Source organism: Mycobacterium paragordonae, from assembly GCF_003614435.1.
GTDB lineage: Bacteria > Actinomycetota > Actinomycetes > Mycobacteriales > Mycobacteriaceae > Mycobacterium > Mycobacterium paragordonae.
The window spans coordinates 6,057,618-6,079,561 of record NZ_CP025546.1; the positions used below are offsets into that span (position 1 = coordinate 6,057,618).

Sequence of the window (21,944 nt, forward strand, 5' to 3'; positions counted from 1 at the left end):
GGCCCATTGCAGTCGGGAAGGTGGTTGTGTCCATGCCTCCAGACGGCAGAAAGCGCAGGTTAGATGGATTATGCTGCGCTGCAATCACTTCGAGGAGACCCGGGGGTGGGTGGGGCATCGCAAACGCGGTACCCCCACCGACCGCCCCCCCAGTTCGGCGCGTCACTGCACGACCGGCGCACTTTTTTCCCTCGCGAAATCGGCCATGTACCAACAGGATTCGCTCACATGACATCAGCGAATCACGTTGTACAACAGCAACTTTCACCGGCCTACCACGAGTTGTTCCCAGTCGACCGAGGGGCGGCGTTTGCCATGCGGCGCGACCTCGGCCCGGTCGGGATGGTTGGCGACGGGGTGTACTGCTTGACCCGCCGGCCAGACATGCTGGCGGTACTGCGGAATCCGTGGATGTTCCCCCCGGCGGGAACCTCGCCGGTCACGGGATTGCCGATCACCAAAGATCAGCATGACCTGTTCGTGCGACTGCTTGACACCGCCGCAACCGCGTCGATGTTGCCGTCGCTGCGGCAGCGGGCCGCGGACATCATCGACGGCGTGGCCGCGCGCGCAGGCTGTGACGGGATCAGTGAGGTGGCCTGGCCATTCGTATTGGCCGTGTTCTGGGACATGTGCGGATTGCGCCACGCAGACGCCCGTATCGACACCGATCCGCTCGAGCTGCATTTGCGCGCAGGATTGATCGCTACGCGGCGGCACGACCCCGGCGCGGACGTCATCTCTCAGATCACCCAGGAGGCTCCACACCTTCCCGACGAGGAAATCCAATCGATGGTGGTGTCGGGTATCTGGCCCTCGATCGTCTTCCTGATGACACCCATCGGGGCTGCACTCTTGGAGCTGGCACGGCGTCCCGAGCTACGCGACCGGCTGCGCGCCAACCCCCAGGACCAACTGGTCTTCGTCAACGAGGTGCTCCGCCTGGAAGGTGGCGGGGTGGCCGGACGGCGGACTGCGGAGCCGGTCACCGTGGCGGGCGTGCCGATCCCGGCCGGCGCAACCCTGCTCCTGGAGATGGGCTACATCAACCGGGACGACTCCGACGAGATGTCGACCAACGAACTGCGGATGGACGGCCGACACTGCCACTACTCCTTCGGAGTCGGGCCGCGCCGCTGCCCAGCGGGCTACTTCGTCCGCAGTCTGTTGGTCGCATTCATCGAGGAATGGCTTTCCCGCATTCCGGTGTTCGACGTCGAGCCGGGTTACGTTCCCCGGCTGCATTACCCGGACCGATGCCTCGGGTCAGCGGACCTGAGGCAGGTTCTCCGCGAACTCCCGCTGCGCTGGACACCGGGGCTACTTTAGGGATACAAACCTCCGCGACACGCCGCATACCGTCATGGCCTGTCGCGGACTGCAGCTAAACCTTGCATCCCCGTTTGTTGGATTTAACAGGACTACAGCAAACTTTACTAAGAGATAACCCGCTGCCGAGCGGTCGTCAGTTCAATCCTGACAGGGGGCTCCATTGCCGTTGCGGGTTTGCCGCACGGCTTGACGTCGGCGAAGATAAATCCGGAAAACTCGGGGTTATCTCGTCGGGGGTGACACGACGTGGACGATCGGGACGGGCCCGCACTGATCGACGCGCTGCTGGATCGCGCGGTGGCGGCACTCGGCACTGGTGATCACGCCGCGGCGACAGCGTTGGCGGGGCAGGTACTTGCCGCCGACGAGGGCAATGCCGACGCCGAGGAACTGCTCGCCGCCCCGGCCCGCGGTGGCGAGATTCGGCGGCTGACAATCCTTTTCGCCGATCTGGTGGATTCCACCGCGCTGTCGACCCGAGTCGAGCCGGAGACGTACCGCCTCGTGGTGGGCCGGTATCGCGAACAGGTGCTGAACATCGTGAACCGCTTCGGGGGTCACATCGGCTCCACCGCGGGCGATGGTTTGCTGGCGGTGTTCGGCCACCCGGTCGCCCATGAGGACGATGTGCGGCGCGCCGTCCTGGCCGGCTTGGAGATCACCCGCGCCGTCCCCCGATTGAGCGCGAAAGCCAAGGCGCGCTTCGGCTTTGAGATCAGCGTGCGAGTCGGTGTGCACCGCGGCGTGGTGTATCTGGACACCACTCAGGCTGACGTCTACGGGTTGGGCGCCAACCTGGCGGCCCGAGTATGCAGCCTGGCGCCGCCGGGTACGGTCGTCATCTCCGATCCGGTCGCCCGCCTGGTGCACGACGCGTTCGACCTGGAGGCCCGCCCCGCCGCACCGGTGAAGGGCGTCGAAGGCCTGATCGACCACCACCGGGTGCTCGGCGAAAGGTCTTCACCGGCGCGGGTTGCGCCCGGCCCGTTCGTCGGCCGGTCCGGCGAATGGCAGCACCTGAAGACGAGCTGGGCACGGGCCCAGGCCGGACAATTGAGCACGCCCGTGGCGTTCTGCGGTGAGCCCGGCATCGGCAAGAGCAGGCTGGCGGCCGCGGCTCAGGCGCTGGTCAGTCAAACCGGGAACACCGTGATCGAGTTGATCGGCTCGCCCTTCCACGCCGAAGCCGGCCTGTATCCGGTACGCGCCCTGATCGAACGCCGTTGCGGCATCGGCCGTCTCACCGATCCGGCGGACCGCCTGGCGCTGCTGAACGCCGAACTGGCCACACTCGGACTGGATCCCGGTCGTTTCGTTCCCTTGCTGGCACCGGTGCTGGGCATCGACGCCCAACACGGCTACCAACCCGCTGCCGACGAAGGCCGCGAGCTCTACGATCTGATCGCCGAGGCGGTCCAGGACTATCTCCTGGCCTGCCTGGACGGCGCGCCCGGATTGGTGATCGCCGAGGACGCGCACTGGTTCGATCCCACCAGCCTCGAGGTGCTCGGCGGGCTGCTGGACGCGGCAGGCGGACATCTTCTGCTCGTCGTCACCGGACGGGACAAAGGATGGTTGCCGGACAGCTGGCGGGCGACGGTTTTCGACCTCGAACCCCTGACCGAGCAGGAGTCCGATGAGCTGATCGTCGCACTCAATCCGGGCCTGACGCAGCAGGAGCGGGCCACCGTCCAATCCCGCTGCGACGGCGTGCCTTTCTACATCGAGCAGGTGGTGTCCGGGATCACCGAGGTCGGCGTGCCGGAGGCGCTCTACGAGCCGTTGTTCGCCCGGCTCCGGGCAAGTGCCGAGGTGGTGCCGGTGGTCGAAGCAGCGGCGGTCATCGGGCGCTACATCGATACCGGCCTGCTCAGAACCGTGGTCGACATGGACGCCGACGACCTGCAACGTGTCATCGACGAGCTTGCCGACGCACAGGTGCTCGAACGGTGGAGCACCGACGGCTGGCGCTTCCGCCACGAGCTGCTGCGCGAGGTCGCCACCGAGTTGGCACCACCCAGCGTGCGCAGGACGCTGCACGCCCGGGTCGGCGACGCCCTGTGCAGCTTCGGCGGCGAGCCGGACTGGGGCCTGGTCGCGGGCCACTACCGGCAGGCCGAACGGTTCGACGACGCCGCCTCCGCATACCAGCAGGCCTCGGCAGCCGCGCGGCGCCGCGGCGCCCTCACCGAGGCGCGCTCGCACCTGAGCCAGGCCCTTGCGCAGCTGGACCGGTGCGCGCCCAGCCCCGACCGCGACCGCCGCGAAATCGCCTTCCGGTTAGGGCGGGGATTCCTCGCCGGCAGCGCGGTGAGTCCGTCGAGTCCCGTGGTTGCCCCCGACCTCGAGCGCTGCCTGGAACTGATCGGGGCTGACGTACCGGTGAACAACCCGGGGAAGACGTCGACCGCGGAGGAACTGTTCTCGACGTTGGGCGTGCTGACCGGCTACTACACCGGCCGCGCCGATCTGAGTCGCGCCTCCAAAGCCCTCGAGCTGCTCCGCGCCGCCCTGGAGCAATGGCAGCCGGGGTCCTGGCCGCGCACCGATGCCTGGGCCGGAGTCTTGGCATTTCTGCGAGGCGAATTCGCCTCAGCGCGAGAACAATTGGAGCTGGCTACCGACCCCGCCCGATCGAATGAGCGCAGCACGGAGACGGTGAGCTACCTACCGATCGACCCCATCGTGGCGGCACGCATCCACCTCGCTCTGGTCCGGCTGGTCCAGGGCAGTCTGCCCGCGGCCGAGGCGGAGTTGGCCGCCGCCGCGCAATCCGTTGAGGGCATGGGCTTCCCGCAAGGTCCCTACAGCCTCGCGTACCTGCGGTTCGTGAAGATCTGGGTGTTGATCGAGACCGGTCAATTCGACCGCGCGTCGGCGCTGGCGGTCGATTTGGTCGAGGATGCCCAGCGGCACGGCTTCAATCAGTGGCGGCTGCGCGGCACGATTCAGCAAGCCATCGCGGACGCTCTGGCGACGACGACCGGACCATCCCCCGCAGTCGACGAGCGCATCGCGGATATCACCGCCCTGGTCGACGAATTGCGCTCCGCGGATCTCAATGTCTACCTCACCTTTTTCGAAGGCGCGCTCGCCCGGTTGATGATCGCTGCCGGCCGGCGGGACAGCGCCCGGCTCGACGCCGCGCTGGCGATGGCCCGCGAGACCGGTATGGCGTTCTATGATTCCGAACTGCTCCGGCTCCGATCGCACGTCCAGACCGATGAGGCCGCGCGTCGCGCCGACCTCGAGAGCGCCCTGCAACTGGCCCGCCAGCAGGGCGCGAATCTGTTCGAATTGCGTTGCGCCCTGGATTATTTCGAACTCCGCGGACAGGATGCGAGCGACGTCCTGGCCGGCGCGATGAGCCGGATGCCGTCCGACAGTGCACTCACCGAATCGGGCAGGGCCGCCGACGCGCTGACCGCATCCGGTACCTGATTAGCTGCCCAACGGCCGGTGTCGCTGGCAAGATGCTCCTGTCGTCAGTTGCCGACTGTGAGTGACCGTAGCCACCGAGCGAGGGGAAGTCGTGATGTCGTTTGTCATCGCTGGTGCTGAGCAGATTGCGGCCGCGGTGGCAGACGTGTCGGGCATCGAAGCGGCGGTCACGCGAGCCAACGCAGCCGCGGCAACGCCGACGACCGCGTTGTTGGCGGCCGCCGAAGACGAGGTGTCGGCGGCGATCGCGAAGTGGTTCGGTGACTATGGGCTGCAATATCTTTCGGTAAGCGATCGGGTGCTGCAGGCGCAGACCCGGTTCGCGCAGTTGCTGAACAACGCGCAGACTTCCTACTCCACCGCTGAGGCGACGATCGCCGCGTCATTGGCCAGCTCAGCCGGCGTGCCCGGCCTCGTCGACGACGTCGTGGGGGTGATCAACGCGCCCACGACCTTCCTGCTGGGGCGCCCGCTGATCGGCGACGGCGTCAACGGCATGCCGGGCACCGGGCAAGCCGGTGGGGCGGGCGGGATCCTGTGGGGCAACGGCGGTTCCGGCGGGGCGGGTGCGGTGGGCCAGCGGGGAGGGACCGGTGGCAGTGCCGGCCTGATCGGCAACGGCGGCATGGGCGGCGAAGGCGGTGTCGGAGGCGGGTCCGGCGGGATCGGCGGCACGGGCGGCTGGTTGGTGGGCAATGGCGGGGCCGGCGGTGCCGGAGGGACCGGGCTGGGGCCCATCGCCGCTGGGCCGGGCGGATTGGGCGGACGAGCGCTGTCGTTCTTCGGCGCGCCGGGGGCCACCGGCAGCGTCGGGGAGCATCCCGCGGTCTTGCAGGTGTCCCAGCAGCAAGCGCTCGCTCTGCTCACGGCGGCACCGGACATGAACTTCCTGCTGATCGGCACGGACGGCACGAACCTGGCCGCGATCCTGGCCGACCCCGCCGGTACCCCTAACTTCCACGAGTTCATGAAACAGAGCGTCACCTCCGCGTCGACGATCGTCGGGCACACCACCATCTCCAACCCGTCGTGGACGACGATCCAGACGGGCGTCTGGATGGAGACCGCCGGCGTGAGCAACAACGTCTTCACTCCGTGGACTTATGACACCTGGCCGACCGTGTACAACCAACTCGAGGCCACCTGGGGCGACCTGGTCAACACGACGGTCATCGCCAACGGCGAGGGCACCACGAGCGGCATCAACACCCGGATCGCCGGCGCCGGCGCGTTCCCCGCCGACCACATCGAATTCGTTCCGCAGGTTCCTGGCGACACGGACTGGATAGCGACGCAGAACCTGGTCGGCCAGAAGGCCCAGGCGGCAATCCTGGCCGCCGACCGGAACCAGGGCAATCTCATCTTCGCGTCCTTTGCCGGGGTCGATAACAACGCGCACCAGTACGGCGGCGATTCGCCGCAGTACGCGGCGGCCCTTCGGAACCTGGATTACAACCTCGGTAAGCAGACCATCGGCGGAGGCGGCCTACTGGGAGCGGTGGCGCAGTGGGAGCACGATAACGGCGAACAATGGTCCACGCTGGTGGTCACCGACCACGGTGAGATCGGGCCCAACCAGTTCGGCCGCGGTCACGGCTTCCAATCGCCGCGTGAGACAGCGACATTCCTCATCTTCGATCAGGCCGGCAATGATCTGCGGGACGGGTGGATCAACAACTCCTGGCAGACCGTCAGTGTGACGCCGACGATCATGCAGCAGTTCGGCCTTTCGCCCCTGCCGTACATGCAGGGTGCGCCGCTGACGTCGCCTGTCTTCCAGGGCACCTATGTCGATCCCGGCGCCAACCTGTTCAGCGTGCTCAGCGCGTCCTTCGCCGGACAGGGATATCCCGATCCCGTGACGAACTATGTGCTGGACTCGCGCACGGTCGCGGCGACGATCCCCTATCTGGCTTACGGACCGATACAGAACATCGTCAACGCGGTGCCGGAACTGTTGAAGGTGCCCGTCTCCTGGATCGGCGCGGGCGTCTACCAGGCACTTAACATCCCCGCACAGATCTGGTGCCGGTTCACCGGCGTGACCGGCAACCAGATCATCCCGCCGGTGCTCAACCCCTTCCTCGCCTAGGAATTGGCAGGGCATCACCTACGGATTGCCAAGGCATACGCAGGCGCGCGAGTTGCACCGCGGCGCACACCCCAACGGACTGACGTGCGCTGCGCGGCAACATGTTTGAGCCGTGGCCCGAGGCTGCTCGACGCGTCCTAGTTGGTGGTGGGCGGTGGTTGAGGTTGGAAGGGGGTGTACCACATCCATTGGGCGCGTTCGCCGGTGGGCCCGGGGTAGGGGCCGACGTCGGGTGGGCTGGTGGTGGGTGGTCGGGCCAGCGATCCGGGCAGCAGGATGGCGCCGTCGCGGTCGGTGACGGTGAGGTGGTCGGCGTCGCCGGTGATGGTGATCTCCCCGCGGTGATGCTCGCGGTGGTGATACGGACATAGCAGGATCAGATTGATCAGCTCGGTGGGGCCGCCATGTTCCCAGTGCCGGATGTGATGAGCGTGCAGGCCGCGGGTGGCCCCGCAGCCAGGCACCGCGCAGCAGGGGTGGCGGTGCTCGAGGGCGCGGCGCAGCCGCCGGTTGATCGTGCGGGTGGTGCGCCCGGCGCCGATCGGGCGGCCGTCGCGCTCAAACCACACCTCACAGGTGGCATCACAGGTCAGGTACTGGCGGTCGCACTCGGTGAGCAGCGGGCCCAGGTGCAGTGCGGCGGCGGGCTTGTCGACGTCGAGGTGCACCACCACGGTGGTGTGCGCGGCGTGTGGGCGGGCGGTGGCCTCAGCGTCCCAGCCGGCCTCGATCAGCCGCATAAACGCATCCATCGTGTCAGGCATCGGCGGCGCGGACTCCGACTCGCCGCTGTCGGCGCGGTCGTGTTTCCACTGGGTGATCAGCGCCTCCCGATGCGAGGCCAGCGCCGCCTCGAACGTCGCCGCCTGCGGGGCCGCCAGGGTGATCCGCCAACACGTGGCCTCATCGGTGCTGGTTTTGCTGATCGCCGGGGGCGGGCGCCGATCCGGTTTCGGGCGCGGTTCGCCCTTGATCGCGGTGCGCAACTGGCTGACCGAGGCATAGCGGGCCAACTGCTCATAATGAGCGTCTGAGCCGTCCCCGGCCCGCGCGGCGATCACCCCCACCTGATCCAGCGACAACCACCCCTCGCGCAGGCCTGCCACACACCGAGGAAACTCCCGGGCCCGCCGCGCCACCGTCGCGATCGTCTCGGCATTGCCCCGGGTGGTGCCCAGCTTCCAGGCCACCACCGCGGCCACCGAGCGCGCCCCCGTCATCCCCCACAACCCGTCCCCGTCGATCTCCGCGACGATCTCCACGATCCGCCCGTCGATCGCGTTGCGCTGCCCCGCCAACTCCGACAACTCCTCGAACAACACATCCACACGCTTGACCGGAGGCCGCTGAAATGAGCCCGCCAAGGCAGTCACCGACATAACCCCATCCTCCCACCGGGGTCTGACAACTGTCGGCCACCGAACCGACTCCCCAAGCGGGACAGCCGGATTGGCCAATGCAGCTACATCGTCCGCGCCCGAGCCACCTGAACGGCGCCGTTGCCGGTGATCAACCACAGGGTGGCGAGCTGACCGATCAGCTCATCCACCGACAGGTCCACGTCACCATTGACGAAAGCGAGGATCGCCTCGGCCGTCCCGCCGACGATGAACGACGGCGCCACCTTGGCCAACGGATCTGCCTCCAGTTCGACATCGTGCACCGCGCGGCCGTGGTCGATCAGCACGTCGGTCAGTCGGTGCATCACCGTGTTGCGGTGCGCCTGCAGTTCGGGTGAGGCCGCGACGCCACCAAGCAGGACCCGGGCCCGCCGGGGATCGTCGACCAGGGCGCGTACGGCGGCCGCCACACCGGCCAGCGCCTGCGCCTCCAGTGGCTGCTCGATGACCGCCTCGACGGCCGTCAAGGTTGCCGCGCGAACCTCGTCCGCGATGTCGTCGACGACCGCTGCCGACAGCGTGTCGACGTCAGCGAAGCTCTCGTAGAAGTATCGCTTGTTCAATCCGGCTGCGGCGCAGAGCTTGTCGACCGTGACGCTGCGCCATTCATTACGGGCCATCGCGTCCATCGCCGCATCCAGCAGCCGCCGGCGCCGCAGCCGGCGGCGCTCCGGTGCGGACTGCCCACCGTAGGCCCGCTGAGGTGACTCGGACACAGTCAAATACTCGCAGCCGTTGACAACACCACCAAACTCTGGCACATTTTCGTACCAGATATTTGGCACAACTTCGTACCAGAATCGCGGCAGACGGAGGGCACATGACGAAAGCAGCCACCAACACCAAGACGCCCGAGTTGCATGCCTCGGTTCTTGACGATCTTCGGCAACTGGCCCGCACCGCGCCGGTGCTGGCGCGCCGCCAGGGCTGGGACTACCTGCGCGAGTTGGGCAGCAGCGGTCGACGCGACCAACTGGCCGCCCTGTTCGCACGCGGCGATGCCCCCGAGGGGCCGCACGGCGCGCTGGAAGGCCTGATCATCGGCAACCTGTTCGGCATCCCGGAGGCGTACCTGGCCAACCCGCTGCTGAAAATCGATCCGACCTGGCGCGGCAAGACATTCGAGGCAGACACCGGTTTCAACCGGCTGGCCCCGCTGGCCAGATACGCCATGCCGGTGATCGCGCCGCTGTACCGAGGGTTGCGCCGGGTGGGGGCCGAGATGGAGGGCTTCGGCTTCAACCACCGCATCGACACCGCCGCCATCTCGCCGTACAACACCGTGCGCGCACTGGACTACAGCCCCGAGGAATACGGCAATCCCAGCGTGCGGACCTTCCCGATCAAACGGACCCGCGACGAGATTGTGGAACTGCTGCCCGGCCTCTACCTGGGGCGGGCGCTGCTGACGATGCACAGCGGCGAGGTGCGACTCATCGCTTACTTCGGTTTGCGGGAGTTCACCGATGAGAGCGCCACGCGATGATCAAACTCAAGGGAGCCGTCGTCTGCGTCACCGGTGGCGCGCGCGGCATCGGCCGCGCCACGGCCAACTCGCTGGCAGCGCGCGGAGCCACCGTATGGATCGGTGACCTGGATGCCGATGAGTGCTTCCGCACCGCCCGCGAGATCGGGGTCAAGGCAGCACATCTGGACGTGACCGACGAATCCAGCGTCGCAGCGTTCCACCGCGCCGCATCCGCGGACGGGCCGGTGTCGATGCTGGTGAACAACGCCGGCATCCAGTACATGGGTTCTTTTGTGGACCAGAAACTTTCGGCATATCACCGCGAAGTGGCGGTGAACCTGGTGGGCGTCATCAACGGGATGCACATATTCCTGCCCGAGATGCTCGAGCGCAACTACGGCCACGTCGTCAACGTGGCGTCGATGGCGGCCAAGGTCACCACTCCCGGCATTTCCGTCTACTGCGCGACGAAGTACGCGGTGGCGGCACTTTCGCGCGCGGTGCGCGCCGAGATCGCCGACACCGACGTCACCATCACCACGCTGATGCCGACGGCCGTGCACACCGAGTTGACCGCAGGCGTGTCGCTGAACCTGCTACCAACCAGGCAGCCCGAGCAAATCGCCGAGACCATCTCCGACAGTGCGCGACGCCCCGGGCGGGAGGTCACCGTGCCGTGGTGGCTGGCACCGTTCGGAGCCATCGAGGAAGTGACACCCGAACCGTTGATGCAACGCCTCAAGCGGATCGCGACCCGCAACGAACCCCCCGGCCATTTCGACGAACACCGGCGCCGCGGCTACCTGGACCGGATCGGTTAGAAAGCTTTTAGAAGGACGCAAGAAAGGCACAAGGCCTGCACCAGAGACTCACTTCAACAGGAACAATCCGTCCACACCGAAGTGACCAAGCAGGCCAACATGACCACTCTCCGAACGATCGAACTGCACGGCGAACGTGTCGCGTACCGCGACGAGGGCGCCGGCGAGGTGCTGCTGCTGATCCACGGGATGGGCGGCAACTCCAACAACTGGCGCGAGATGATCCCCGCGCTCGCCAAGAAGTATCGCGTCATCGCACCGGACCTGATGGGCCACGGTCAGAGCGCCAAGCCGCGGGGCGACTACTCGCTGGGTGCCTTCGCGGTGTGGTTGCGGGATTTGCTTGACGCCCTTGGTATTCCGCGGGTGACGATCGTCGGCCACTCGCTGGGCGGCGGCATCGCGATGCAATTCGCCCACCAGCACCGCGACTACTGCGAACGACTGATCCTGATCAGCAGCGGCGGCCTGGGCAACGAGGTGAACCGGACGTTGCGGCTGGCGTCGCTGCCCGGATCGGGCATGCTGCTGCAACTGGCGTCCTCGAAGCCGGTCATCAAAGCCCGGATGGCGTTGTCGGCCCTCGGCAACCACGCGGACCTCAGCCACCACTGGGAGGCCCACGCCGCACTGTCGAACCGGGAGAACCGGCAGGCATTCCTGCGCACCCTGCGCGCCGTCGTCGACAGCCGCGGACAGGCCGTCTGCGCGCTGAACCGCCTGCACCTCAACGCCGACCGGCCGGTGCTGATCATCACCGGCGATCAGGACCCCGTCATTCCGGTTGCCCACGCGTACGCCGCCCACCAGGCGATGCCGCAGAGCCGGATGCACGTCATCCCCGGCGTCGCCCACCATCCCCACACCGAATGCGCCGACACCGTGGCACGACTCATCAACGACTTCATCGGATCTGACGAGGAGCACGCGGACGCTGCCGTCTCGCTGGCCGAGTGGTCGGCGGCGCAGCACGCCGGCGCGCGGTCGCGGACCGCGACCCAAAGGATCAACCGGCGACGCTCACGGCGCCACCTGCACGCGGTGCCCTCCGCAGACGAATCCCTTTGCGGCTGAACAGGTGTGCAATATATGACTTCGCCCTGAGTCTGCCCCGGCACGGCGCGGTGGCTTCGTGATGCGGCTTGAATCGGAGCTTTGCGCAATACATCGTTTCGGGGGGAAAGTCGTTGGAGCAGGAGGGGACGCCGTTCGGCCGTTATCGGCTGATCGAGCTGATCGGCCGCGGTGGCATGGGCGAGGTGTGGCGGGCCTACGACACCGAAACGCAGCGGGTGGTCGCCGTCAAGGTACTGCCGGCGAACCTGGCAAACGACTCGACGTTCGTGCAGCGGTTCCGCCGCGAGGCCCTGGCCGCGGCGGGGCTCAACGACCCGCATGTCATCCCGATCCACCACTTCGGCGAGATCGACGGCCGCCTGTACGTCGACATGCGCCTGATCAACGGACGTGACCTGCAGAGCATCATCGCCGAAGGCGCCATGGACCCGGCGCGGGCGGTGGCGATCATCGAGCAGGTCGCCTCGGCGCTGCACGACGCGCATCAGATCGGGTTGGTACACCGCGACGTCAAACCGTCCAACATCCTGGTCACCCCGCGCGACTTCGCGTATCTGATCGATTTCGGGATCGCCGCCGCGTCCGGGGAGACGCGGATGACCGGCACCGGCAGCGTGATCGGCACCTGGGCCTACATGGCGCCGGAACGGCTGAGCAGCGGCCAGAACGATCCGCGCAGCGACACCTACGCCCTGGCGTGCGTCCTGCACGAATGCCTGACGGGCAGCCAGCCGTTTCCCGGCCGCAGCATCGAGCAGCAGATCGGCGGCCATCTCGGGCTGCCGGCGCCGCGTCCGTCCACGCTGCGCCGAGGTTTGCCGGTGCAACTCGACGGGGTCATCGCGATCGGGATGGCCAAGAATCCCGACCAGCGCTATCCGTCCGCGACCGAGCTGGCCGCGGCGGCGCGTTCGGCGATCACCCAGCCGACGGCGCTGCCCTCCCGGGACCCGTCCGAGTCCGAGACCCACCGGTTGGCCGTGCCGCGCAACTACTACCCGGCGACGCCGGGCGGCGGGGTGTCCCCCACCGACGCGACCCAGTACCGGCCCTACGGCGCGGACGCTCCGGCCGGCCCGACACCTCCTCCGGCACGGCCGGCGCCGCCCGGTGCTGAGCCGAATCCCAAGCCGAATCCCAAGCGTCGCCGCGCCATCCTGGCCGGCGCCGCCGCCGCGGTGCTTGCGGTGATCGGCCTGGTCACCGCCCTGTTATTGATCCCGAACGACAAGGCGAGCCGCGCGGACGTCCCGCTGGCCAACAGTGGTCCGCTGACCGGCACGTACACCGCCACCTTCGGGCAGAGCATCGGCCTGTCCGGCAGGCCCGAGCCCGGTGGGGAGCCGGCCGACAAAGAGACGTGGAAAATGCGGTCGGTGTGCGGCGCGAAAGGGTGTGTGGCCACCGCGGCGCGAAGCACCGGAGCACTGAAGCACCCGACCAACCTGGTGTTCGACGACATCAGCGGCCGCTGGATCGCCGTCACCCTGGACACCGAGTCCTGCCACGGCCGGGACATCGAGGAGTGGCACTGGGTCTATCTGCTCCCGCGGCCGGACGGCAGCATGGCCGGGGAATGGATCGACGATTCCGTCGAGTGCTACAGCAAACGCAGCGTGACATTCACCCGCAGCGGCGACGCCGACGTGGCCGGCCTGCCCGACCCGGCCGCGCTACCCGCACGGGTGGCGTCCCCGGCGCTGGGACTCCGCGGCTTCTACCGATCGAAGGTGACGACGGCGACCGGCCAACCGAAGTTGGCCGACCAGGACTTCAGCGTCGACACGTTCTGCCTGCGAGCCGGGGACCGATGCCTGAGCCGGTTCGTGCTGACCGATTTCTCCGACCACCAGCTGTTCATCTTCGCCAACAACGCCTGGACGGAGAACTCCGAGGAAGACGCCCCCTGCCCGGCCGGCGGAACGAGTCACGTCCGGATGACCGGTGTCTTCCCGCTTCCCAAACCGGCTCAGGACCCGATCACGTCGCTCTCCGGCCACGGCATGGAGGACGTTTCGGGTAGCGCGTGCAAGGGCGGCCCCTACGACCAGGTCTTCACCCGGATCAGGGACTGAGCCGGCTAGACCGGGACGGGCAGCCCGGTCAGATCGCTGAGGCTGGGATGCATCAGCGAGTCGATGAAGTCCTCGGCCACCGCCAAGGGGAAGTTGGCGGTGGCGGTGCCGACCCCTTCGAGACCGTCGCGGACCGCGATCGCGAACGTCGTCGGATCGCCGGAAAGCAAGCCCGCGAAGGCGTTCCACGCTGCCACCTGCGGCGGCACGATCAGGTTCCGGAAGTCGACGAACAACTTGGTCGGCAGATTCGCCGGTCCGACGGGCACGCCGTCCCAGCTGACCAGGTTCCAACCACCCTTGGGATCGCCCTGCATGACGACAACGCTGGTGTTGTTGAGCTGATGGGTGAGCAGCAGTAAGGGGTTCGGGTTGTTGACGTTCATCAACGTGCCGACCTCGATCGTGAAGGCGCTCGAGTACGCCGCCTCGGTGATGTGGCCGGTCACCGGCGAGACAACCGGGTTGCCCATCGCGGTGTTGTACATGGTCTGCACCGACTGGGTGAAGGCGTTGTTGAACACGATTCCGTTGACGTTCGTGGAACCCGGCGCCAGCATCGGCACCAGGGGGAAGCCGAGCGTCCACGCGACCGGGCCGATCAGATAGAGGATGCCCGCGGGGCTGATCTGCGGCAGGCCCTCGAAGATGCCCGCGTTGATCTCGTTCAGTCCGGCAAGGATCTGCGGGTTGGCGGTCAGGTAACTCGCGGTCTGCTGCGTCCGCAGCAACTCGGACGCGAATATTCCGGCGTAATTGTTCGGCGGCGCAAGCACATTCGCGATGGCCTGGGCCTGCTGCTGACCCAGTGCTGTGAGCGCCACGCCCGGGACCGCGGTGTCGATCCAGCCCTGTGCATTGGCAATCGACTGGGCATGGCGCACGAAATCGATCTGGATGAGCGTGCCCGGCCCGGCGGTGGGCAGCACACCCGCGCCGGGGACGCCGACGAACAACCCGCCTCGACCGGCGAACCCACCGCCTGCGGCGGCGCCCCCGTTGCCGAAGAACAGCGCCTGTCCGCCGCTGCCTCCGGTACCGCCTACTCCGCCCAGACCGCCGTTGCCCATCAGCCAGCCGCCGACACCGCCGGTGCCGCCGATCGCGCCGCCGAACCCGGCGCCACCGGCGCCGCCATTGCCGATCAGGCCGGCGTTTCCGCCGGTGCCGCCCGGTGTTACACCGGCCGTCGGCGAGTAGCCCGTGCCGCCGTCACCGAACAGGAAGCCGCCGGCGCCGCCGGTGGGGTGAGCCGCGGTGCCGGCGACCCCGTGGCCGATCAGCCCGCGTCCGAACAACAGAGTCGTCGGCGTGTTGATGATCGGGTCCAGCGCCTGACCCAGCGGACTGGCGATCCAGGCGTCACCGGCCAGGTGGATCGGACCATAGACCAAGTTCTGAAACCCGTTCGCGACAGCCGAATCCAGGCCGTCCAGCGCAGCGGCGGCCGCGGCCTCGGCACCCGAGTACGACGCCGCGGCGACGCCCAGGTTTTGCACGAATTGCTCGTAGTACGAGGCCGCCTCAACCGCCGCCGCCTGGTACTGCGAACCGTGCGTGCCGAACAATGCCGCGACAGCCAACGACACCTCGTCAGCGGCCGCCGCCGCCAGTTCGGTCGTCGGGAGTACCACCCCGAGATTTCCGGTCCGCAGTGCCTCGCCGATCTGAGCCAAATCCGTTGCCGCCGTCGTCAACAAGCCCGGCGCCGTGGTCACATATGACATCGCCCACCCTCGTTGGTATCGCGCTTAGCCTCATCATCGCGCCCCGTGCCGGGAAATGAGCGCATATCAGAAAACTGGGTGAACAAACGGTGATCGAGCGGTTGCCGCTACGCTTTTCGGCTCTTTCGGTCAAGAAACGCCTGCATGTGCCGCTGCGGTTCGCCGGTCAGGAACGCCGTTCCGAACTCCGCCACGCTGTCTTCGACCGCTGCGTGCAGCGACATGTCGAACCACTTGTTCAGTAACCGCTTCTGCTGCCGGACCGCGGCCGGCCCGAATCCGCCGAGTCTTGTTGTGAGCTGGGCGATGCGGGCATCTAACGCGTCGGGCGCGACGGCCTCGTGGACCAGGCCCCAGGCTAGTGCCGTGGCGGCGTCGATCGTCTCGCCGGTGAGCAGCATCCACGCCGAATGTCCGGCGCCGATCAGCGCCGGCATCAGGGCCGCGTGGATCACCGAGGGGATTCCGACGGCCACCTCCGGCATGCCGAACCTGGCGCCGGTTTCGGCGATTCGCAGATCGCAGGACATCGCGACCTCCAGACCACCGCCGAGGCAGTAGCCCGCGAGCCGGGCGATCACCGGGACGGGGCATTCGCGAATCGCCTCGCACAGGCCGGCGAGCCGGCGGATGAACACCTGGCCGCTGTCCTGGTCGAGCTTGACCATCTCGTTGATGTCGGCGCCGCCGATGAACGCGCTGTCACCCGAGCCGCGCAGCACCACCACGCGCACGTCAGGATCTTCCCCGGCCGTTTGCAGCGCTTCGGTGAGCGCCGAAATGGCGGGACTGCCAATGATATTCAACGTTTTGGAGTTGATCAGCTCGATGGTGGACACGCCACCCTGGTGACTGAGCCGGACGTAGCTGGTTTCCGTCATGGTCACGCGCCGGAGCTGGCGTCCTCCAACTCGTCGAGCGCCTCCCCGGTGTAGACGGCCAGTCGCTGTAGGTGTGGCAGCGTGTCGCGGCAGCCGATGAACCCGAAATTCAGCGTGCTCGCGTAACTCTGCAGGGTGATGTTGAGCGCCTGGCTGTGCGCGACGAGGGAGACCGGGTAGGACGCCTCCATCCGACTGCCCCGCAGATACAGCACGTCCTGCGGGCCGGGCACATTGCTGACGCAGAGGTTGAAGGCGTGCGGCAGAGGCGTTTTCACCCCGCTGAGCGCACTGGCCAACTGCATGGTGAACGGCGCCATCAACGCTGCGGTGTAAGCCAGGATCGCGTCCCGGTTCATCTTCGCCAACTCGGCCTTGGCCATGCGGGTCGTCGCGGTCACCGTTGCCAACCGCTCCAGCGGATCTTCGATGTTGGTGCCCAGCGAACCAAGGATCGCGGCGACGGCGTTGCCGCCGCCCTCGTCGTCCTTAGGGCGCACGTTCACCGGCAACATCGCGATCAGCGACTTCTCCGGCAACTCCCCCAACTCGTCGAGGAAGCGCCGCAGGCTGCCGCCGCAGATGGCCAACGCGACATCGTTGACCGTCGAATCATTGGCTGCGCCAATCTTTTTGAGACGATCGAGCTCGTACTGCTGGGTGGCGAAACGGCGGTTGCGGCTGATCCGGGTGTTGAGGATGCAGTGCGGTGCCTGTACCGAGCCGATCAGGTTGCGGTACTCGTTGTCGCTGCGCAGCTGGGTGTTGATCAGCGCCTTGGTGAGATCGAATGTGGACCGTCCCGCACCCGCAACCGAACCGAGCGCGCTGCCCACCCCGCTGACCATCCCGCCGAGGTTGCCCACCACACCGCCGAGGCTGTTGAGCAGACCACCCGCGATACCGCCGGCAGAATCCTCCTTGGTCGGCGAGACCCGGCCAGGGGTTGGGATGTTGAAGAACAACGGGTGCGTGGTGTCGTGCGGGTCGGTCGACAGACTACGGGCCAGCATCTTCTGCCCGGTGTAACCGTCGATCAGCGCGTGGTGCATCTTGACGTAGATCGCGAACCGTCCACCCTCGAGGCCCTCGATGAAGTGCATTTCCCACGGTGGGCGACGCAGGTCCAGAGCGTTACTGTGCAAGCGCGACACCAGGATTCCGAGTTCGCGCTCGTCACCGGGACTGGCCAGAGCGGAACGCCGGACGTGATAGTCCAGGTCGAACTTGTCGTCGTACACCCAGGACTGGATCGGGCTCAGCAACAGGTCCGGATGGCTGAGCTTCAGATTCCACGGCGCGACGACTTCATTCGCCTTGCTCTCGTCGACGAGCTGACGCAGGAAGTCGCGCGGCGCATCGGGCGGCGGGGTGAACGGCATCAACCCACCGACGTGCATCATCGTGCTGGACGTCTCGCCGTAGAGGAACAACATGTCTTGCGGGCCCAGCCGCCGGGCGGTCTTGCTCACGGGCTACTCCTTCTCGGTGTCACCGGTGATTGTGACCGTAGCCCAAAGTCAGCCCGCCGGACCCTCCGATTTCACTTCGCGCCGCTTCCGGGGGCGGCGCCGGGAGCGGTGACCGACCGAGCACTACGCTCGCGTCGGCGCAATCACGTTCTGGCGCAACCAGATAGCCGCTGGAGGAAGCGTCAGTACAGGGGGACCCAGACGCCGAAGAACCAGTAACCCCAACCGCCGTACTGCCAGTTGAACACGGGTAGGACGGTGAAGGTGTTGTAGTTGAACTGGCCGAAGTCATTGCGCCCGTAGTTGACGTCGCGCGCCGGCCCGTCCCATGGACGGTTCCAGCCGCCGGGGGGCGGCGCACCGTTCCAGCCTCCGGGAGGCGGCGGGCCTTCCCAGTTGGGCGGCGGGTGGCCGGGGGCCGGGCCGTCGTTCCAGCGGTAACCGCGCAGCGGCGGCGGTGGCGGCGCGCCCCGTCCCGGGAAGGCGAAGCCGGCGGGGAGATCGGTGGGACCGCCGAATTGGTTGCTGGCCCGCACCAGGTTCTCCCGCGGAATGAAGGGTGGGTGCGGCGGTTGAGTGGGCGGCGCGTTGATGATCACGTTGATCTGGATCTGCGCCGCGCTGGTGGTGGTGGTCTGCCCCGCCGCGGTGGTGGTGGCTGAACTGCCCGACGTCGAGCTCTGGCCGGCCGGCGTCGTCGTCGTCTGCCCGCTCGTCGTCGTCTGACCGGTGGTGGTGGTCTGACCGGTGGTGGTGGTTTGTCCACTCGCCGTGGTGGTGGTGGTCACGGCGGCCGATGTCGTGGTCTGCGAAGCCGGTGGCGTCGTCGTGGTTGCCGGCACCGTCGTGGTCGCGGCCGGCGGCGTCGTCGTGGCCGGTGCCGCGGTGGTGGCGGGCGGCGCGGTGGTAGCCGGTGGCGCGGTGGTGGCAGGCGGCGCGGTGGTGGCGGGGGCCGCCGTCGTGGCGGGAGCCACGGTGGTCTGCGGCGCCGGCGCGACGGTAGTCGCCGGACCCGGTGTGTCCGGCGCCAACGGCAGCGGTCCCAGCGGAGCAGAGTTTGCGAGCCCGGAGTCCAGCATCACCGCGGCGAAGCTGAGGCTCACCGCCATCGCCGCCGCACCGGCAACGCGTTTAACATCCATGGCAGTGTCCTTTCTTGGGTCCCTTTTCGGGTCCTTCTAGGCCCCTTCCCGGGCTTCGCAAACCTGCACTATGGGCAGGTCACGCTCATTTCGAAAGTCTTGGACACCGGCTTCGGGTCGGTCGGATTGGACATGTCGACGCCGGAGGCGGTGCCCTTGATGCCATAGGCCTTGCCGTCCACCGCGGCTCCGGCGTTGGTGGCTTGATTGGGCGCCGCGTCCGAGAAGCCCATCGTGATCCCGTTGACGTTGCCCAGGCCCACGGAGTGGACGATCGGCGGGTTGCCGGTGCTGACCACCGCGCCGACGCCGTTCGCCACGTCGCCGATACCGATGTTGATGTTGGAACCCGCCGTCGTGCAGGTCACGGGTCCCGACACATTCAGCGTCTGACCGTCGACGACCACCTTCGGGGCGGGGGGACCCGCCGGTGGAGAACTCGGTTGGCCCGTGTCGGATTTGTTGCTCGAGCATCCGGCGCAGGCCGCCGCCGCGATCGCCACGCTGGTAACACCAACCCAGATCTCTCGCTTCACCACTGTCTCCTTGCGACCGGTGCAACGACGCCGACGCGCTTCGCGACGACGCGTGGCGGCCGAGTACCCGCAGGTCACGATTTGCAAACAACGTCATTCGGTGTTCACAAGAAAGTCGGCAACCGGCCGTCAGTCGGTGATGTGACGCTCCAGGAAATCCAGCACGGCCCCGGCGAAGATGTCGTTGCGGTCGCCGGCAACCATGTGTCCGGCACCGCGGACGTCGGCGAACTCGACCTGTGGGAAGCGCTCGAGGAACTCCTCGGCGCGCTCCTGGCTGACCAGGTCACTCATTTGGCCTCGAATCAGCAACATGGGCAAGCCATTTCGCAGGATGGCCGCGACGGCGGTGTGCATGCGATCGGCGTCGGTGACCTCGAACGGCGGGAAAGCCGCAGTGCCGCTGATGAATTGGGGATCCCAGTGCCAGTACCAGCGATCGCCGCGGCGACGCAGATTGGTGGTCAGACCGTCCAGGTCGGTGGGCCGCGGCCGGTGCGGGTTGTACTCGGCGATCGCGTCGGCCACCTCTTCAAGCGACTCGAAACCCGACTCCACCCGGTCGGACATGAAGGCGTGAATCCGGTTGGCTCCCGACTGCTCCATGTTGGGCACGATGTCGACGAGCACGACGGCACTGGCCAGTTCCGGCGCGATCTCGCCGGCCAGGAGCATCGAGGTGAATCCACCAAGGGAGGCGCCCACGAGCACCGGCCGCGGCGGCAGGGTGCGCAGCACCTCCACCACGTCGGCGGCGAAGCTGGTCACCCGGTAGTCGCCGTCGGCGGACCAGTCGGATTCGCCGTGGCCGCGCAGGTCAACGGTCACGGCCTGGTACCCGCGACGGGCGACGGCGGCGGCGGCCCGGCCCCACGATCGGCGGGTCTGCCCGCCGCCGTGCAGAAACACCACCGCGCGGGCCGCTTGATCACCTTGGCGATCGGCAACGATACGAACGCCACCCATTCCCTCGATGGCGAGCGGCTCGGGTTCGGAGGACATCAGTGGGGATCCTACGGTGGTCGCAGCAGCCCCCTGATTTTCACCTGGACGCGACCGGCTGGGCAGGCAAAGCCGGCACGTCCCGTTCTCAGCCTCGAGAACCGCCTGGCACCAGCTTCCGCAGCCGGCCGACGATGCGCGTCAGCGGATTTCCCCCCGCGCGCCGCGAGTCGTTGATCCTGTCCAGCGTCTGCTCACCTTTGACCGCGTAGTCCTTGACGCTTTCGTCGCCTTCTTCAGCGCGCATGCCTGGCTCCGTTCTTGATCAGCTTCGTTCGGCGCAAGCCGCTCCGGTGGTCAGCACCTCGCACGGCGTGCCCGGTCCCAACTCGGCAGGGACGTCCCAGTCGCCTACCCGCCGTGCCGGTGCGTCCAAACAAACCAGCGGCCAACGCGCGGCGTTTCAATCGGTCGCGTTCTGCCCGGATTCGCCGCGCTGATCGCCAACCGGCTTGGCAGATGGGTCGCCCGACCCGAACTGCAGGACCGCATTGGCCAGTGGGTAGTCGCCGCCGTCGGTGCGCGACTGGATGTAGCGACGGACTCTCTCGTTGCCGAACAAAGCCGCGCCGGCCTGGTCCATGAACTGCCGGATCTCGTCGGTGTCGAGCAGGACCAATTCGTCCTCGCCGCGCCAGCCGAAGGCGATCTGCAGTGCCCGGGCAGAGAGGCCGAAGGCCTCGCCCATGACGGTCAGCTCGGCGAAATTGGGGAAATCGTCGGCTTCCTTGCGCCGCGAGTAGGTGGCTTTGGCCAGGTTGAGGGCAGTGGCGATCTCGCCGTCGGGAACATCCCGGTTCAGCAACCACTCCAGGACACGGCGAAGATCCCGGCCGGCCTTGTTCGTCCTGGGCATCTCAAAAACGCTACCCGGCGGCCGGTAGGCAGTCAAAGGATAGCGATAGCGGTTTGTAGTTCAGATATACGTATTGGCAGACTGATTTTGAGAAAGTGTTTCATTTTTGGAACTCAAGGGTTAGATTGTGGTTGAGCAACTGCTTCGTCACACGGGACCAGATCAGCGGGAGACACCATGCACAACCGTTCGGGCGACGGCCGCACCCAGTCATCTTCACGAGGTTCTACCGGTAGGCGGTCCACCGGTAGGCGTTCGACCGGTAGGCGGCTGGCGATTATCGCCATCGCCTCGGTGGGGGCCGCGGTCATGGTTGCCGGCAGCGCCTACGCCGACCCGGTGGAAAACGCCCCTGCCGACGGCGTCGACACGAGCAGCCCCTCGTACCAACTGGGCTACCACCAGACATTCAGCGACTACGAGATCGTCGCCAGTCGGATGCGCGCGGAGGGATTCGGCCTGGAAGACATCGAGATCTCCGGGCGAGTCGATGCCGTGTGCGCCAACGAAGCGCAGTCCGTGCAGAGCACGCCAGAGCTGACCGGCCCCGAATTCATGCGAGGCTGCGCCGACGCGGTAGAAAGCCTGGTCCAGGCCAAGATCGCGTCCTGAGGCGAGCTCT

The 21,944-nt window shown here is 67.2% G+C and carries 18 protein-coding genes; 8 read left to right on the forward strand and 10 right to left on the reverse strand.

Features of this window, described 5'->3' with window-relative positions:
• Window positions 1-228 precede the first annotated feature (228 nt).
• The 3 genes from C0J29_RS27090 to C0J29_RS27100 all read left to right on the forward strand — a co-directional run bounded on the left by C0J29_RS27090 (window position 229) and on the right by C0J29_RS27100 (window position 6,865).
• On the forward strand, window positions 229-1,329 hold the full coding sequence (locus tag C0J29_RS27090; protein WP_162951564.1) for a cytochrome P450: 1,101 nt from the start codon (window positions 229-231) through the stop codon (window positions 1,327-1,329).
• Window positions 1,330-1,578: 249 nt separating this feature from the next.
• Window positions 1,579-4,773: an ATP-binding protein gene (locus C0J29_RS27095; RefSeq protein WP_120794117.1), complete on the forward strand. Its 3,195-nt coding sequence runs from the start codon at window positions 1,579-1,581 to the stop codon at window positions 4,771-4,773.
• Window positions 4,774-4,867: 94 nt separating this feature from the next.
• Entirely contained in the window at window positions 4,868-6,865 is a 1,998-nt protein-coding gene (locus tag C0J29_RS27100; RefSeq protein ID WP_120794118.1) for a PE domain-containing protein, read from the forward strand.
• 137 nt (window positions 6,866-7,002) lie between these two features.
• Here the strand turns inward: C0J29_RS27100 and C0J29_RS27105 are convergent, their stop codons facing one another.
• Window positions 7,003-8,244: an HNH endonuclease signature motif containing protein gene (locus tag C0J29_RS27105; RefSeq protein WP_120794119.1), complete on the reverse strand. Its 1,242-nt coding sequence runs from the start codon at window positions 8,242-8,244 to the stop codon at window positions 7,003-7,005.
• A gap of 83 nt (window positions 8,245-8,327) precedes the next feature.
• On the reverse strand, window positions 8,328-8,981 hold the full coding sequence (locus C0J29_RS27110; protein ID WP_162951565.1) for a TetR/AcrR family transcriptional regulator: 654 nt from the start codon (window positions 8,979-8,981) through the stop codon (window positions 8,328-8,330).
• A gap of 104 nt (window positions 8,982-9,085) precedes the next feature.
• Between C0J29_RS27110 and C0J29_RS27115 the strand changes: the two genes are divergently transcribed.
• The 4 genes from C0J29_RS27115 (at window position 9,086) to C0J29_RS27130 (ending at window position 13,706) form a co-directional block, all read left to right on the forward strand.
• A complete protein-coding gene (locus C0J29_RS27115; protein WP_065162789.1) occupies window positions 9,086-9,751 on the forward strand; it encodes a hypothetical protein in 666 nt (221 codons plus the stop codon).
• Window positions 9,748-10,554: an SDR family NAD(P)-dependent oxidoreductase gene (locus tag C0J29_RS27120; RefSeq protein ID WP_120794120.1), complete on the forward strand. Its 807-nt coding sequence runs from the start codon at window positions 9,748-9,750 to the stop codon at window positions 10,552-10,554. The genes C0J29_RS27115 and C0J29_RS27120 overlap by 4 nt, the downstream gene beginning before the upstream one ends.
• Window positions 10,555-10,653: 99 nt before the next feature.
• Window positions 10,654-11,628 (forward strand): alpha/beta fold hydrolase, encoded by a 975-nt coding sequence (locus C0J29_RS27125; protein WP_120794994.1) that lies wholly within the window; start codon window positions 10,654-10,656, stop codon window positions 11,626-11,628.
• Window positions 11,629-11,804: 176 nt separating this feature from the next.
• A complete protein-coding gene (locus C0J29_RS27130; RefSeq protein ID WP_242460681.1) occupies window positions 11,805-13,706 on the forward strand; it encodes a serine/threonine-protein kinase in 1,902 nt (633 codons plus the stop codon).
• A 5-nt stretch (window positions 13,707-13,711) separates the two neighbouring features.
• On the opposite strand, the gene C0J29_RS27135 is transcribed toward C0J29_RS27130, so the two are convergent.
• The 8 genes from C0J29_RS27135 to C0J29_RS27170 form a co-directional block, all read right to left on the reverse strand.
• Window positions 13,712-15,433, reverse strand: coding sequence for a PE domain-containing protein (locus C0J29_RS27135; RefSeq protein WP_120794122.1), 1,722 nt, complete (start codon window positions 15,431-15,433; stop codon window positions 13,712-13,714).
• Between the two features lie 107 nt (window positions 15,434-15,540).
• Entirely contained in the window at window positions 15,541-16,314 is a 774-nt protein-coding gene (locus C0J29_RS27140; protein ID WP_065045452.1) for an enoyl-CoA hydratase, read from the reverse strand.
• A gap of 2 nt (window positions 16,315-16,316) precedes the next feature.
• Complete coding sequence (locus C0J29_RS27145) at window positions 16,317-17,786, reverse strand: WS/DGAT/MGAT family O-acyltransferase (protein ID WP_065045451.1); 1,470 nt, start codon at window positions 17,784-17,786, stop codon at window positions 16,317-16,319.
• A 182-nt stretch (window positions 17,787-17,968) separates the two neighbouring features.
• Window positions 17,969-18,928, reverse strand: a complete 960-nt coding sequence (locus C0J29_RS34030) for an MAP_0585 family protein (protein ID WP_231513237.1) — start codon at window positions 18,926-18,928, stop codon at window positions 17,969-17,971.
• A 68-nt stretch (window positions 18,929-18,996) separates the two neighbouring features.
• Entirely contained in the window at window positions 18,997-19,464 is a 468-nt protein-coding gene (locus C0J29_RS27160) for a lipoprotein LpqH (protein WP_065045450.1), read from the reverse strand.
• Between the two features lie 129 nt (window positions 19,465-19,593).
• Entirely contained in the window at window positions 19,594-20,466 is an 873-nt protein-coding gene (locus tag C0J29_RS27165; RefSeq protein ID WP_174814870.1) for an alpha/beta fold hydrolase, read from the reverse strand.
• Between the two features lie 88 nt (window positions 20,467-20,554).
• Window positions 20,555-20,713, reverse strand: a complete 159-nt coding sequence (locus tag C0J29_RS33005) for a hypothetical protein (RefSeq protein WP_156296608.1) — start codon at window positions 20,711-20,713, stop codon at window positions 20,555-20,557.
• A 156-nt stretch (window positions 20,714-20,869) separates the two neighbouring features.
• Window positions 20,870-21,322, reverse strand: a complete 453-nt coding sequence (locus C0J29_RS27170; protein WP_065045449.1) for a hypothetical protein — start codon at window positions 21,320-21,322, stop codon at window positions 20,870-20,872.
• A 294-nt stretch (window positions 21,323-21,616) separates the two neighbouring features.
• On the opposite strand from C0J29_RS27170, the gene C0J29_RS27175 reads away from it, so the two are divergent.
• On the forward strand, window positions 21,617-21,934 hold the full coding sequence (locus C0J29_RS27175) for a hypothetical protein (protein ID WP_082978065.1): 318 nt from the start codon (window positions 21,617-21,619) through the stop codon (window positions 21,932-21,934).
• Window positions 21,935-21,944 lie beyond the last annotated feature (10 nt).